Source organism: Streptomyces sp. NPDC090798, from assembly GCF_044768965.1.
GTDB lineage: Bacteria > Actinomycetota > Actinomycetes > Streptomycetales > Streptomycetaceae > Streptomyces.
In genome coordinates, this window is sequence record NZ_JBIVXA010000019.1 from 123,056 (window position 1) to 136,902 (window position 13,847).

The 13,847-nt window shown below is 72.3% G+C and carries 10 protein-coding genes, 4 tRNA genes and 1 other RNA gene; 6 read left to right on the forward strand and 9 right to left on the reverse strand.

The window, feature by feature from the left end; translation table 11 throughout:
- Positions 1 to 13: 13 nt before the first annotated feature.
- Positions 14 to 101: transfer RNA gene (locus tag ACIQTP_RS33785), tRNA-Ser, on the reverse strand.
- A 71-nt stretch (positions 102 to 172) separates the two neighbouring features.
- Here ACIQTP_RS33785 and ffs point away from each other — a divergent pair.
- From ffs to ACIQTP_RS33815, 6 genes are all read left to right on the forward strand, one after another.
- Positions 173 to 271, forward strand: an RNA gene (gene ffs, locus ACIQTP_RS33790) — signal recognition particle sRNA small type.
- 96 nt (positions 272 to 367) lie between these two features.
- Entirely contained in the window at positions 368 to 2,710 is a 2,343-nt protein-coding gene (locus tag ACIQTP_RS33795; RefSeq protein ID WP_403407196.1) for a DNA polymerase III subunit gamma and tau, read from the forward strand.
- 94 nt (positions 2,711 to 2,804) lie between these two features.
- Complete coding sequence (gene purD / locus ACIQTP_RS33800) at positions 2,805 to 4,082, forward strand: phosphoribosylamine--glycine ligase (RefSeq protein WP_403407198.1); 1,278 nt, start codon at positions 2,805 to 2,807, stop codon at positions 4,080 to 4,082.
- Positions 4,083 to 4,411: 329 nt separating this feature from the next.
- Complete coding sequence (locus ACIQTP_RS33805; protein ID WP_403407281.1) at positions 4,412 to 6,268, forward strand: hypothetical protein; 1,857 nt, start codon at positions 4,412 to 4,414, stop codon at positions 6,266 to 6,268.
- 188 nt (positions 6,269 to 6,456) lie between these two features.
- Positions 6,457 to 8,010, forward strand: coding sequence for a N,N-dimethylformamidase beta subunit family domain-containing protein (locus ACIQTP_RS33810; protein WP_403407200.1), 1,554 nt, complete (start codon positions 6,457 to 6,459; stop codon positions 8,008 to 8,010).
- Positions 8,011 to 8,136: 126 nt separating this feature from the next.
- Positions 8,137 to 9,036, forward strand: a complete 900-nt coding sequence (locus ACIQTP_RS33815) for a phosphoribosylaminoimidazolesuccinocarboxamide synthase (RefSeq protein ID WP_403407202.1) — start codon at positions 8,137 to 8,139, stop codon at positions 9,034 to 9,036.
- Positions 9,037 to 9,097: 61 nt separating this feature from the next.
- Here ACIQTP_RS33815 and ACIQTP_RS33820 read toward each other — a convergent pair.
- From ACIQTP_RS33820 to ACIQTP_RS33855, 8 genes are all read right to left on the reverse strand, one after another.
- Positions 9,098 to 9,170 (reverse strand) — tRNA-Gly (locus tag ACIQTP_RS33820).
- A gap of 22 nt (positions 9,171 to 9,192) precedes the next feature.
- Positions 9,193 to 9,849 (reverse strand): response regulator, encoded by a 657-nt coding sequence (locus ACIQTP_RS33825; protein ID WP_403407204.1) that lies wholly within the window; start codon positions 9,847 to 9,849, stop codon positions 9,193 to 9,195.
- Positions 9,846 to 11,168 carry a sensor histidine kinase gene (locus ACIQTP_RS33830; RefSeq protein WP_403407283.1) on the reverse strand — a complete coding sequence of 441 codons (1,323 nt, stop codon included), beginning with the start codon at positions 11,166 to 11,168 and terminating at the stop codon, positions 9,846 to 9,848. Before ACIQTP_RS33830 ends, ACIQTP_RS33825 begins: the two co-directional genes overlap by 4 nt.
- A 20-nt stretch (positions 11,169 to 11,188) precedes the next feature.
- The gene (locus tag ACIQTP_RS33835; protein WP_403407206.1) at positions 11,189 to 12,013 is read right to left on the reverse strand and encodes an ABC transporter permease; all 825 of its coding nucleotides are present in this window, start codon (positions 12,011 to 12,013) and stop codon (positions 11,189 to 11,191) included.
- Positions 12,010 to 13,002 (reverse strand): ABC transporter ATP-binding protein, encoded by a 993-nt coding sequence (locus ACIQTP_RS33840; protein WP_403407208.1) that lies wholly within the window; start codon positions 13,000 to 13,002, stop codon positions 12,010 to 12,012. Before ACIQTP_RS33840 ends, ACIQTP_RS33835 begins: the two co-directional genes overlap by 4 nt.
- Positions 13,003 to 13,132: 130 nt before the next feature.
- Positions 13,133 to 13,208: transfer RNA gene (locus ACIQTP_RS33845), tRNA-Gly, on the reverse strand.
- A 79-nt stretch (positions 13,209 to 13,287) separates the two neighbouring features.
- Positions 13,288 to 13,359, reverse strand: a tRNA-Gly gene (locus ACIQTP_RS33850).
- Between the two features lie 153 nt (positions 13,360 to 13,512).
- The gene (locus tag ACIQTP_RS33855; RefSeq protein ID WP_101404193.1) at positions 13,513 to 13,830 is read right to left on the reverse strand and encodes an Lsr2 family protein; all 318 of its coding nucleotides are present in this window, start codon (positions 13,828 to 13,830) and stop codon (positions 13,513 to 13,515) included.
- Positions 13,831 to 13,847: the final 17 nt, after the last annotated feature.

Sequence of the window (13,847 nt, forward strand, 5' to 3'; positions counted from 1 at the left end):
CCCGGTGAGGCACTGGCGGAGGATACGAGATTCGAACTCGTGAGGGGTTGCCCCCAACACGCTTTCCAAGCGTGCGCCCTAGGCCTCTAGGCGAATCCTCCGCGGCAAACAATACAAGACGTTGAGGAGTGCTCGCGAACTCGTTCCCCCCTCCCGGATCAGGTACTCTGTGCGGAGCCCCTCACGTGGCGCTATCTGACTGAACTCCCCCAGGGCCGGAAGGCAGCAAGGGTAGGTTGGCTCTGGCGGGTGCGTGGGGGGCGCTTGCGTTCGCGGGGCGGGATGCGGCACGGGGGTCCGGCCGCAGGGAGCCCGGGGCCCCGGTGAGCGGTCCTTGTTGTCAGTGGGCGCCTATAACCTCGTATGTGTGTCGTCTCTCGCGCTGTACCGCCGTTATCGCCCGGAGTCGTTCGCCGAGGTCATCGGGCAGGAGCATGTCACCGACCCGTTGCAGCAGGCGCTGCGGAACAACCGGGTCAATCACGCGTACCTGTTCAGCGGTCCGCGCGGATGCGGGAAGACGACCAGTGCGCGGATTCTGGCCCGGTGTCTGAACTGCGAGCAGGGGCCGACGCCGACTCCTTGCGGGGAGTGCCAGTCCTGCCGGGACCTCGCGCGGAACGGGCCGGGGTCGATCGACGTCATCGAGATCGACGCCGCCTCGCACGGTGGTGTCGACGACGCTCGTGACCTGCGGGAAAAGGCCTTCTTCGGGCCTGCGAGCAGTCGGTACAAGATCTACATCATCGACGAGGCCCACATGGTCACCCCGGCGGGCTTCAACGCCCTGCTGAAGGTGGTCGAGGAGCCGCCCGAGCACCTCAAGTTCATCTTCGCCACGACCGAGCCCGAGAAGGTCATCGGGACGATTCGGTCGCGGACCCACCACTATCCGTTCCGGCTCGTACCGCCGGGGACCCTGCGGGGGTACCTGGGCGAGGTGTGCGGGCGTGAGGGCATTCCCGTCGAGGACGGCGTGCTGCCGCTGGTCGTGCGGGCCGGCGCCGGCTCCGTGCGTGACTCCATGTCCGTCATGGATCAGCTCCTCGCGGGGGCGAGCACCGACGGTGTGACGTACGCCATGGCCACCTCGCTGCTGGGGTACACGGACGGGTCGTTGCTCGACTCCGTGGTCGAGGCGTTCGCCGCGGGCGACGGCGCCGCGGCCTTCGAGATCGTGGACCGCGTCATCGAGGGGGGCAACGATCCCCGTAGGTTCGTCGCGGACCTGCTGGAGCGGCTGCGCGATCTGGTGATCCTGGCCGCCGTTCCCGACGCCGCCGAGAAGGGACTCATCGACGCCCCGTCGGACGTCGTCGAGCGCATGCAGGCCCAGGCCGGAGTCTTCGGCGCCGCCGAGCTGAGCCGCGCCGCCGATCTCGTCAACGAGGGGCTGACGGAGATGCGCGGCGCCACCTCGCCGCGACTCCAGCTCGAGCTCATCTGCGCGCGCGTGCTCCTGCCCGCGGCGTACGGGGACGAGCGATCCGTCATGGCCCGCCTGGACCGTATCGAGCGCGGGGTGAACTTCTCCGGTGCCGGCGCGGGCGTCCCCGCCATGGGGTACGTACCCGGCCCCGAAGTGCATGGAGGGGCGCCGGCGGGCGCTCCGATGGTTGCGCCGGGCGGCGGAGTCGCCGCGGCCCGGGCCGCGGTGCGGGCCACTGGGCCCGGCGGGCAGGGAGCGGCGAACGAGGCGTACGGGGCCGGTGGCACGGGGGGTGCCGGCGGAGTTGCTCCGCCTCCGCCTCCGGCTCCGGCTGCGGGGGCGGGGGCTGCCCCCGCCTCGGCCCCGGCACCCGCTCCGGATCCCGCCGCTGCTGCTGCCGCTGCCGCGGCTCCTCCGGTTGCCGCCCCGGCTCCGCCCGCGCCCCAATCGGGAGCCGCGCCCGGCGCCTGGCCCACCGCGACGGCCGTGGGCAGCGGACGGCGGCCGGGCGGCTGGCCGACCGCGACACCCGCGGGCGGAGGGCAGACCCCCGCCGCGCCCGGCGCACCCGCGCCTGCGCCGACGGCGTCCGCTCCCGCCCCCGCATCAGGCCCGGGCCCCGGCCCCGCCTCCGCGCCGGCCCCCGCCGCCGGTGGCATCGACCCCCGCATGCTCTGGCCGAACATCCTGGAGGCCGTGAAGAACCGCCGCCGCTTCACCTGGATCCTGCTCAGCCAGAACGCGCAGGTCACCGGCTACGACGGCACGACTCTGCAGATCGGCTTCGTCAACGCGGGCGCGCGCGACAACTTCGCGAGCAGCGGCAGCGAGGAAGTCCTGAAGCAGGCGCTGGCCGAACAGTTCAACGTGCAGTGGAAGATCGAGGCGATCGTCGACACCTCCGGCGGCTCGGCACCGCCACCGATGTCGGCCTCCGGCCCTGGCCCCGGGTTCGGCGGCGGCGCCGGCAGCGGCGGCTACGGCGCCGGTGGTGGTGGCGGTTACGGCGGAGCCCCGGCCGGCTCGCGCCCCGCCCCCCAGCAGCCGCCGGCCCCGCGCCCCGCCACGCCCCAGGGCCCGCCCGCCGGCCAGGCCTCGGCCGCGCCCGCCTCGACGCCCGCCCCACCACCCCCCGCCGCCTACGAGCCGCCTCCGGTGGCCCCCGAGGACGACATCCCCGAGGACGACGACCCCGACCTCGACGAGTCCGCCCTCTCGGGCCACGACCTGATCGTCCGCGAACTGGGTGCGACGGTGGTGGAGGAGTTCTCCAACGAGTGACCGGGCCCCTCTCGGAGGATCGCACCAACTCTCCCCACCCCCCGCTTCGGAAGCCCCCACAAAGGCACCCGGCCTCGACGGTTAGGCTGACCCCGTGAAGGTCCTCGTCATCGGTAGCGGCGCCCGCGAACACGCCCTGTGCCGTTCCCTGTCCCTCGACCCCGACGTCACCGCCCTGCACTGCGCCCCCGGGAACGCAGGCATCGCGGAGACGGCCGAGCTGCACCCGGTCGACGCCCTCGACGGCGCCGCCGTGGCCGCGCTGGCCACAAAGCTCGGCGCCGAGCTGGTGATCGTGGGCCCGGAGGCGCCGCTCGTCGCCGGGGTCGCCGACGCCGTGCGCGCGGCGGGCATCCCCTGCTTCGGCCCCTCCGAGGAGGCCGCGCAGCTGGAAGGCTCCAAGGCCTTCGCCAAGGATGTGATGGCGGGGGCGGGCGTCCCCACGGCACGTTCGTATGTCTGCACGACGCCCGAGGAGGTCGACGAGGCGCTCGACGCCTTCGGCGCCCCGTACGTCGTGAAGGACGACGGACTCGCGGCCGGCAAGGGTGTCGTCGTGACCGACGACCTCGGGAAGGCCCGCGCGCACGCCATCGCCTGCGACCGCGTCGTCATCGAGGAGTTCCTCGACGGCCCCGAGGTCTCCCTCTTCGCGATCACCGACGGCGAGACGGTCGTCCCGCTCCAGCCCGCCCAGGACTTCAAGCGCGCCCTGGACGGCGACGAGGGCCCGAACACCGGCGGCATGGGCGCGTACTCGCCCCTCCCGTGGGCGGACCCGAAGCTCGTCGAGGAGGTCATGGAGACCGTCCTCCAGCCGACCGTCGACGAGCTGCGCCGCCGCGGCACCCCGTTCTCCGGCCTTCTCTACGCGGGTCTGGCCATCACGAGCCGCGGTGTACGGGTGATCGAGTTCAACGCCCGTTTCGGCGACCCGGAGACCCAGGTGGTCCTGGCCCGGCTGAAGACCCCGCTCGCGGGCGTCCTGCTCGCCGCGGCCGAGGGCACCCTCGCCGATCTGGCGCCGCTGCGCTGGAGCGACGACGCGGCGGTCACCGTGGTCGTGGCCTCCCACAACTACCCCGACACCCCGCGCACCGGCGACCCGATCACCGGGCTCGACGAGGTGGCGGCGCTGGACGCCCCGCACGCGTACGTCCTGCACGCCGGGACGAAGCACGACGGCGACGCGGTCGTCAGCGCGGGCGGCCGGGTGCTCTCCGTCACGGCGACCGGCACCGACCTCACCGAGGCCCGCGCCCGCGCGTACGCGGCGGTCTCCCGCATCGGTCTCGACGGTTCGCAGCACCGTACGGACATCGCGGCGAAGGCGGCGGCGGACGCCGCGACCGACGCCACGACCGAGGCGTAGAGCCCCTGACCGAGGCGTAGCCCCCACCCCCGCACGCACCACCGGGCCCTGGATTCTGTACGGAATCCGGGGCCTGATCCTTGCCCACGGTCATCCACCTTTCCCCAAAGCCATTCCATCGAGTGAGCGATGCCCCATCCGGCTGACGGGGGCCGAGGCCCCAACTAGGGTGCGGCGAAAGCGTTCCGGCACTTGGCCCACCGGCATTGCGATGTCGGTGGTGGGTGCCACAGTGGGGGAGTGAGCAACACCAGGGCATCCTTCGGCGCGGGCTGCGAGACAGCCCGGGCCGGGCCGACAGCAGGGGGTGACATCCGGTCGTGACCGGTATGGGTGTGGAGGTGGGCGCGCAGGCCGCGCGCTCCCGGGCGCTCGCCGTGCTGCGTATCCGCAGCAGGGCGCTGGCCGTCGCCCTGCTGCCCGCGGCCGTCGCCGTCGTGCTGCTCGTCGGCGGCTCGACCGGGCACATCACCGGCGGAAGCTGGCCCGTCACTCGCTGGATCGTGACGGTCCTCGCCGCCCTCGTGCTGCTCGCCGCCGCGGGCATCGCGCTCGTCGTCGCCCGCGCACGGCCCGCCGTGAGCCCCACGGTCCCGATCGCGGAGGCGTCCGCTCCCGATCTCTACCGCCTGGTCCGGGACCTGGCCGACCGTCTCGACGTCCCGCCGCCCTCGGCGATAGCGCTGACCCCGGACTGCGACAGCTGGCTGGAGGACCGCACCCACCCGGCGCACGGCCCCCCGCCGCCCGAGCACCGCGACGAAATAGCGGGCGCGCGAGGCGTACGAGGCGGAGCCGGGCGTCCCCGCCGAGCCCCCGCGGCTCCCGTCCTCGTCATCGGCTCGCCCTTCCTGTGGTGGATGCGGGTAGGGGAGCTGCGCGCGGTCCTCGCCCCGGTCGTCGCCGGTACGGGACCTTCGGCGCACCCCGACATAGCGGCGGCCCGCCGTTTCGTACGGGGTCTGGACGCGGCCGTGGCCGTGACCTCCGAGCCCGCCCGCGGCCCCCTGGCCCGCACGGTCCTCGCCGGTGTCGGCTGGGTGACCCGCCTGCTGCTGCGCAGCTGCCGGGGTCATGCGGCCGAGATGGAACGGGGAGTGGCCGCCGCGGCGGCCGAGCGCGCACAGGCTGTGGACTACGGTCTGCGGATCGTCGCTCAGGAACAGGTCGGCCTGGCGTACGCGGGCTGGGACCGGCTGCTGACCCGGGTCGCGCTGCCCGCCTGGCGGATGGGCCGCTGGCCGTCCCGGCTGGACGCGGGTGTCGTCGCGGCCCTCACCGAGCTGTCGCGCCGTGACCGGCTGGCCGAGGGCTTCGCCTCGCGCCTCGGCGAGCGTCCCGCCTGCGACCTGCTCGAAGAGCCCGGCTCGGTGGACGAGGCGGCCTCGCTCCTCGCCGCGCGCCTCTTCCACGGCGGGCCCGCGGAGTCCGGACCCGACTGGGCGCCGGTGGGCTGGCAGGAGTATCCGGACGAGGTCGTCGACCGCACCTGGCGCACCGAGGCGGCCCGGCTGCACCGGGTGCTGGACGCACTGGGCGTCCGCCACCCCACGGATCCGGCCAAGCCCCACCAGGGCGGTCCGACGCTGGCACGCGTACTCGACCATCTGACCGCGCCGGCCACGCCGGCCACGGACGAAGCCGACCTCTCCGTCGATCGGTGCGAGATGTACGAGGAGAGGGGCACGGGCGTGAGCCTGGACGAGGTCGCGGTCGAGGTCGGGGCGCAGGCCGAGGAGGAGGTCGGGGAGGACGGCGAGCCCGTGCTCGGGAGCGAGCGGACGGCGGCGCTCGCGGCCGGGCTCAGCGCGGAGCTGGCCCGTGAGGAGGCGGCGGCGCCGGCCGTCGCGTCCGGGCCGAGCGGGGGCGCGGAGCAGCCGGGCCCCGACTGGTCGTTCTGGGACGACGGGATGCTGCCGCTCTTTCCGCTCCAGCCGCCGCGCAGTGGGCGTGAGCTGTTGGCCGACCATGTCACCGCGATGGTCTGTTGCGCGGCGATGGACACCGCCGGGGCGGCGCCGGGGCTCGACTGGCTCGACGGACCCGCCCTTCTCGTCGACGGGGTGCGGGCCGCCGATCTGGGGCCACGGGTCCTGACCCTCGTCGAGGACGGTGACCCGGAACCTCTCCGGGACTGGCTCCGCCACCTGGGCGTCCGCCCCGAGAAACCGGTCCGCCTGGTCTGACGCCGCCACCACCACCGTCCCTGCTTCCAGCTCCCGTATCCGCCTCTCCGACCGGAGGACCGCGTTCCGTTCACGTCAATTCGCGACGAACGGTGACGGAGTGCGTGCGTAATGTGATGTGCTGGGACCGATCGCGTGCAGGGCAGAGGCTTACAGAACCGACGGGGGCACGAGGGAGGGGAGCAGGCATGGGGTCGGAGCAGATCCGCCGCTGGGAGTCGGGCGCACTCGCGCACGCCGTGACGGACCCCTTCGGTCAGGGCCCCGTTCCCTGGCTCAGGGGCGACGAGCAGTACTTCGACGACACCGGCCATGTCGTCCCGTGGTACATCGATCACATTGATCACGTCGATCAGACAGGTCGGACCGGTCAGGCCGGCCGGTCCGGGGGCCCCGGTGGATCCGCCACCCTCCAGGGCTCCCGCAAGCCCCCCATCCCGCACCCCCGCGCCGGCGGCCCCCGCTCGGCCGACGACGTGCACCGCCAGATCAAGGGCTTCGCCTCCAACGGAGCGGCCGCGCCGGGCGAGGCCATCGACTTCCACGTCACCGTCGACCCGCCCCAGGAATTCAGCGTCGACATCTACCGCATCGGGCACTACGGAGGCGACGGGGCCAGCAAGATCACCACCAGCCCCCGCCTGTCCGGCATCGTCCAGCCGCCGCCCCTCACCGCCGACAGAACCGTCTCCTGCCATCACTGGTGGCTCTCCTGGCGGCTGCAGATCCCGAGCTACTGGAACATCGGCGCGTACGTGGCCGTACTCACCACCGCCGACGGCTACCGCTCCCACGTCCCCTTCACCGTCCGCGACAACCACCCCGCGGACCTTCTCCTGCTGCTCCCGGACATCACCTGGCAGGCGTACAACCTCTACCCGGAGGACGGGCACACCGGTGCCAGCCTCTACCACGCCTGGGACGAGAACGGCCGTCTGCTCGGCGAGTCCGAGGCCGCCACGACGGTCTCCTTCGACCGTCCGTACGCCGGCGCGGGCCTTCCCCTCCATGTCGGCCACGCCTACGACTTCATCCGCTGGGCCGAGCGCTACGGCTACGACATCGCCTACGCCGACGCCCGCGACCTGCACGCCGGCCGCGTCGACCCCACCCGCTACCGCGGCCTGGTCTTCCCGGGGCACGACGAGTACTGGTCGCTGGCCATGCGCCGCACCGTGGAACTAGCCCGCGAAAGCGGCACCTCCCTGGTCTTCCTCTCCGCCAACACCATGTACTGGCAGGTGGAGTTGGCCCCGTCCCCGTCCGGCGTCGCCGACCGCCTGCTGACCTGCCGCAAACGCAGAGGCCCGGGAAGGCCGACGCTGTGGCGCGAGATCGACCGTCCCGAGCAGCAGCTCATCGGCATCCAGTACGCGGGCAGGGTCCCGGAACCCCACCCCCTGGTCGTGCGCAACGCCGACCACTGGCTGTGGGAGGCGACCGGCGCACACGAGGGCGACGAACTCGACGGCATGGTCGCGGGCGAGGCCGACCGTTACTTCCCGCGCACCCCGCTGCCCGAGCACCAGGGCCGCATCCTCCTCGCCCACTCCCCGTACCAGGACAGTGAGGGCGCCACCCGCCACCAGGAGACCTCCCTCTACCGAGCCCCCTCCGGCGCCCTGGTCTTCGCGGCCGGGACGTTCGCCTGGTCCCCGGCCCTCGACCGGCCCGGCCACGTCGACGCCCGTATCCAGCGAGCCACCGCGAACCTCCTCGACCGCATCTGCAAACGCGACTGAGGAACCCCCTGGCCGAAGCCACTCCCCGAATACGGGAGAATCGAGCCACTTGGCCCACCCGTCGCCCACCACCACCCTATTCGGGCCCTACGGGCGTCCCTTTTTCTTCAACCACGGGGAGGAACCGTGTCCGGATTCGTCGAAAAGCCCGAGCCCCTCCAGGTCCCGGGTCTGGTGCATCTGCACACCGGCAAGGTGCGCGACCTGTACCAGAACGAGGCGGGCGACCTCGTGATGATCGCCAGTGACCGCATCTCCGCCTACGACTGGGTGTTGCCCACCGAGATCCCCGACAAGGGCCGGGTCCTCACCCAGCTCTCGCTGTGGTGGTTCGACAAGCTCGCCGACCTGGTCCCCAACCATGTGCTGAGCACCGAGCTCCCGCCGGGCGCCCCCGCCGACTGGGAGGGCCGCACCCTCATCTGCAAGTCCCTGCGGATGACGCCGGTCGAGTGCGTCGCGCGCGGCTATCTCACCGGCTCGGGCCTCGCCGAGTACGTCGAGTCCCGCACGGTCTGCGGCCTCGCCCTCCCCGAGGGCCTCGTCGACGGCTCGGAACTCCCCGCGCCGATCTTCACCCCCGCCACCAAGGCCGCGGTCGGCGAACACGACGAGAACGTGTCGTACGAGGAGGTCGCCCGCCAGGTCGGCGCCGAGACGGCGGCCCAGCTGCGCCAGACGACCCTCGCCGTCTACGGCCGCGCCCGTGACATCGCCCGCGAGCGCGGGATCATCCTCGCGGACACCAAGTTCGAGTTCGGCTACGAGGGCGAGACGCTCGTCCTCGCCGACGAGGTGCTGACCCCGGACTCCTCCCGCTTCTGGCCCGCCGACGTGTGGGAGCCTGGCCACGCCCAGCCGTCCTTCGACAAGCAGTTCGTCCGCGACTGGCTGACGTCTCCCGAGTCCGGCTGGAACCGCAAGAGCGAGCAGCCCCCGCCGCCGCTGCCGCAGCACATCGTGGAGGCGACCAGCGCCAAGTACATCGAGGCGTACGAGCGCCTGACCGGCACCAGCTGGAGCTGAGGACGCGAGGAAGCACACGAAGAAGCCCCCGGCCCTGAAGGGCCGGGGGCTTTTTTCTCTGAGCGGACGACCAGGTTCGAACTGGCGACCTCAACCTTGGCAAGGTTGCGCTCTACCAACTGAGCTACGTCCGCATGCGTTGTGGTGCGAGGACAACTATACCCAACCTCGCTCTCGTGCGAGACGCACCGCCGCGTGACGGTTCTCCGCCCCCAGCTTCGAGACGGCCGATGAAAGATAGTTGCGTACCGTCCCCTGGGACAGCGCGGCCCGCTCCGCGATCTCCGCGACGGGCGCCCCGTCGGCGGCGAACTCGAGCACCTCGGCCTCGCGCGCGGTCAGCGGCGAGTTCCCGGCGGAGATCGCGTCCGCGGCCAATTCCGGGTCCACATAACGGTTTCCCGCATGCACGGTACGAATGATCTCCGCGAGCCGCTGTGCGCTGACCGTCTTCGGGACGAACCCGCGCACACCTGCCGCGAGCGCTCGCTTCAGATGCCCCGGCCGCCCATGGCTCGTCACGATCAGCACCTGGCAGCCGGGCAGTTCGGCCCGCAGCGATGTGGCCACCCTCACACCGTCCGCCCCCGGCATCTGCAGATCCAGGACGGCGACATCGGGTTCGTGCGCCAGTGCCATCGCCAGCGCCTCGGGCCCGGTCGCGGCCTCGGCGACCACCACGAGGTCGTCCTCCAGTCCCAGCAGCGCGGCGAGCGCACCCCTGATCAGATGCTCGTCGTCGGCGAGCAACAGCCGCACGGGCGGTGCGGATGGGACAGATGGGGCGGATGAGGTAGGTGGGGTGGACGTCATGGGGTGACCTCACTCACAGGGCGGGGGACGGGCGGGGGCGACCCAGCCATTTCCGGGGCCGGAACCGGAGCCGGTTCCGGGGCCGAGGCAGGGGGCAGCGGCACCTCGGCGGTCAGGCGGAACAGGTCATCCCCGGCAGGCCCGGCCCGCAGCACCCCGTCCACCTCCCTGAGCCGCTCCCGCAGCCCGGCGAGCCCGGACCCCCTTCCCGGCTCGGCGGCACCGGGTCCGGTACCGGACCCAGTACCGGTACCGGGCGCCCCGTCGTTCTCGACGGTGAGGGTCACCCGGCCCTCGGCCACCCGCAGGGACACCGAGCACCTTCCGGCGTCCCCGTGCCGCAGCACGTTCGTCGTCGCCTCCCGTACGACCCAGCCGAGCGCGGACTGGATCTCCGCGGGCAGTCCGGTCACCGGGCCGCTGACCTCGCAGTCGATGCCGGCGGCTCTCAACACGCCCTGCGCGCCCGCGAGTTCGGTCCGCAGATCGGCCTCGCGGTAGCCGCGTACGACCTCGCGGACCTCCCGCTGCGTCTCCCGCGCTATCCGCTGGACCTCGATCATCTGCTCCACGGCCTCCGGCCGTCCGCGCCGCGCCAGTTGCACGGCGAGTTCGCTCTTCAGCGCGACCACCGCCAGGTTGCGGCCCATCACGTCGTGCAGATCGCGCCCGAAGCGCAGCCGTTCCTCGGCGACGGCGAGCCGGGCCCGGGTCTCGCGGGCCTCGTCGAGTTCGTAGACGGCGTTCAGCAGCCAGACGGAGAAGGCGGAGGTGAAGGTGAAGAAACCGGCGGCGAGGACGACCGCCGCGGCGGCGACGGCGGCGCCGGGCGCCGGGACACCCGCGGGGACGGCCACGGCGCCGGCGCCCAGGGCGGCGCCGAGCACGCCGTACACCATGCGTCGTGTCTCGCGCACCGCGAGCGCCAGGGTGCCGATCCCGAACGACAGGACACCGACGAACACCGTGCCGGCCGCCGCCCCGTTGTCCGCGCCGCGCGGGCCGTGCAGCGCGACCACCAGGCTCACGACGGCGATCACCACGGTGGCGGTGCCCAGCGCCCAGAGCAGCCGTACCGGCAGGGCGCGGCGGCCGCGGGTCCAGTCCAGGGTCAGCGAGGCGGTCACCGCGCCGAGCGCGGCGTGCGCGCTCACCAGCAGGAACAGGATCCAGTTCACCGGGGCGGGCACATATCCGAAGGCGGGCAGCGCGAAGGTGGCGACCTCGATGAACGGGAAGGTGTGGAACGACCACCGCGTGTACGTCTCGATCTTCGCCGGCGTGCTCTTGCCGCGCCACCAGCCATCGCGCCCGCCCATGCCCACCACCAAGTCCCTGGTCAACGCCGCGGCTCCCAGCGGAACCACCGCCGTACAGCAAACACCGCGAACACCATCCAGGCCACCGCCGTCCCGAGCGCGCCCAGGGTGTCGTGCGCGGAGAGGCCGCCGGTCCAGCCGCCGCGTATCAGCGTGATCACCGGGGTCAGGGGCAGCAGTTCGCAGGCCGAGGCCAGCTGGTCCGGCATGACCTGGAGGGGGAAGAAGGTGCCGGAACCGAACAGCGACACCAGCATCAAGGGCATGGCGGCGACCTGGGCGCCTTCCACGCTCTTGCTGAAGTTCGCCGTGATCGCCGCCAGCGCGGGCCACATCGCCAGGCCCAGGAGCAGCCCCAGGACGGCGAGATGGGGTGCCCGGGGCGCGCCGACGTCCAGCAGCACGGCGCACGCGACCGTCAGGACCAGGCACTGCACCAGCCCGATCGCGACCGAGGGCAGGGCCGCACCACCGAGGATCTCCGCGTCCCGCAGCTCCCCGGTGCGCAGCCGTTTGAGGACGAGCTCCTCGCGGCGGGCCGCGTACACGCTCACCAGCGAGCTGTAGACCGCGAAGAGGAGTGAGAAGCCGACGGAGGAGGGCAGGACGACCGAGCCGACCGAGAGCCCGGTGCCCTTCAGATCCATCTGGCCGACCGTCGAGCGGAGGCTGAACGGCAAGAGCAGCGGCATGAACACGGCGGCGGCGAGGGTCGCCTTCGAGCGGCCCAGCAGGGTCAGTTCGGCGCGCGCCAGGGCGGCCATCCGCCCCGCGGCCGTCGTCGTACCCGCACCCCCACCCGTATCCGTACCGGGTTCCCCGGTCGCCGGGACTGTCGCGCTCATGCCGCCGCCCCCTTCTCCTGCTCGCTCACACCCGCGCCCCGGTCCGAAGCGTCCCGCGCTATCCGCAGGAACGCCTCCTCCAGTGAAGCCGACCGCACATCGAGCCCCCGCAGCTCGACCTGCTTCTGGTGGGCCCACAGCAGCAGCGCGGTGGCGGTGCGCTGGAGCTCGTCGGTGCGCAGCCTGACGGCACGGCCCGCCGTCTCGTGACCGGTCACGCCGAGTCCGGCGAGCGGGGGCAGGTCTCCGAGGAAGTAGCCGTCGGGCAGTTCGAAGGAGATGCGGGACGGTGAGGAGGCGGTCACCTCGGCGGGGGTGCCCGAGGCCGCGATGTGCCCTTCGTGGAGGACCGCGAGCCGGTCGGCCAGCTCCTCCGCCTCCTGCAGGTAGTGCGTGGTCAGCACCACGGTCGTACCGCCGTCGCGCAGTTCGCGCACCAAGTCCCAGGTGTCCCGGCGTCCTTCGGCGTCCAGGCCGGTCGTCGGCTCGTCGAGGAAGAGGACCTCGGGGCGGCCGAGGAGCGCGAGGGTCAGGTCCAGACGCCGTTTCTCGCCCCCGGACAGCTGCTTCACCCGTACCCCGGACCGCCGGGTGAGCCCGACCATCTCCAGGGCCTGAGCGGTCGGCCGGGCTCCGCTCGTGCAGCCCGCCCACATCCGTACGGTCTCCGCGACCGTCAGCTCGGAGGGGAAGCCGCCCTCCTGCAGCATCACGCCGATCCGGGGCCGGACGGCCGCGCGCTCCTCGTAGGGATCGTGCCCGAGGACCCGCACCCGGCCGCCTGCCGGAGGGGCGAGGCCCTCCAGCAGCTCGACGGTGGAGGTCTTGCCCGCGCCGTTGGTCCCCAGCAGCGCGAAGAGCTCACCGCGGCCCACGGAGAAGGTGATTCCGCGCACGGCCTCGAAATCTCCGCCGGCTCCCCGGTCTCCTCCGTACACGCGCCGCAGATCAGTGACCTCGATCACGTCATCTTGCTCGTTCGTGTTCATGAAATCAGCGTCCCCGCGGACGGGACCCGACAGCAGTGCGCGGTGTCATCACTCCGCATGACAAATGTCAGGGGGCGCTCGTGCGCGCACACGAGAAAGACCCCGGTCGATGACCGGGGTCTTTGCTTGCTGGAGCGGACGACGAGGCTCGAACTCGCGACCTCAACCTTGGCAAGGTTGCGCTCTACCAACTGAGCTACGTCCGCATTGCCTCCGACCAGCTTTCACCGGTCGGTGCGAGCACCACCCTACCTGATCCACAAGAGTGGTCGGTAAGGGCTGCAGAGCGGGTGACAGGAATTGCACACTGCGCCTTCCCCCTGGAAGGGGGATGTTCTGCTACTGAACTACACCCGCGTGACTCCTCGGGGTCCGGCTTTTCGGCCTTGCCCCTCGGCGTGCTCCAGACTCTAGCTGATCAGCGGGGGGTCAGCGCAAGTCGGTTGCGCGCGGGGGCGGATGGCCGGCCGGGAGCGGGACCCTGGCGAGCCATCCGGCGGCCCCTCGGGCTCAGTGCGCCTCGGCGAACGCCTCGTAGACCTTCTTGGGGATGCGGCCGCGCGGGGGGACGTCCAGCTTGTTGGAGCGGGCCCAGGCGCGGACGGCGGCCGGGTCGGGGGTCAACGCGGTGTGCGTGTACGCCTTCCCGGACTTCGACTGCTTGCGGCCGGCCTCGAGGTAGGGCGCGAGGGCCTTACGCAGTTTCTTGGCATTGGTGGGATTGAGGTCGATCTCGTACGACTTGCCGTCGAGTCCGAAGGCGATCGTTTCCGCCGCTTCCGAGCCGTCGATGTCGTCAAAGAGAGTGACCACGACACGCTGCGCCACGAATATCGGTCCCTTCG

What these genes read in the sequence shown, in the direction of transcription:
- ACIQTP_RS33805 (WP_403407281.1), top strand. Translation starts at nt 4,412, where the DNA reads ATGGGTGTGGAGGTGGGCGCGCAGGCCGCGCGCTCCCGGGCGCTCGCC.
- ACIQTP_RS33835 (WP_403407206.1), bottom strand. Translation starts at nt 12,013, where the DNA reads ATGAGCGCGACAGTCCCGGCGACCGGGGAACCCGGTACGGATACGGGT.
- ACIQTP_RS33830 (WP_403407283.1), bottom strand. Translation starts at nt 11,168, where the DNA reads ATGGGCGGGCGCGATGGCTGGTGGCGCGGCAAGAGCACGCCGGCGAAG.
- ACIQTP_RS33810 (WP_403407200.1), top strand. Translation starts at nt 6,457, where the DNA reads ATGGGGTCGGAGCAGATCCGCCGCTGGGAGTCGGGCGCACTCGCGCAC.
- ACIQTP_RS33840 (WP_403407208.1), bottom strand. Translation starts at nt 13,002, where the DNA reads ATGAACACGAACGAGCAAGATGACGTGATCGAGGTCACTGATCTGCGG.
- ACIQTP_RS33825 (WP_403407204.1), bottom strand. Translation starts at nt 9,849, where the DNA reads ATGACGTCCACCCCACCTACCTCATCCGCCCCATCTGTCCCATCCGCA.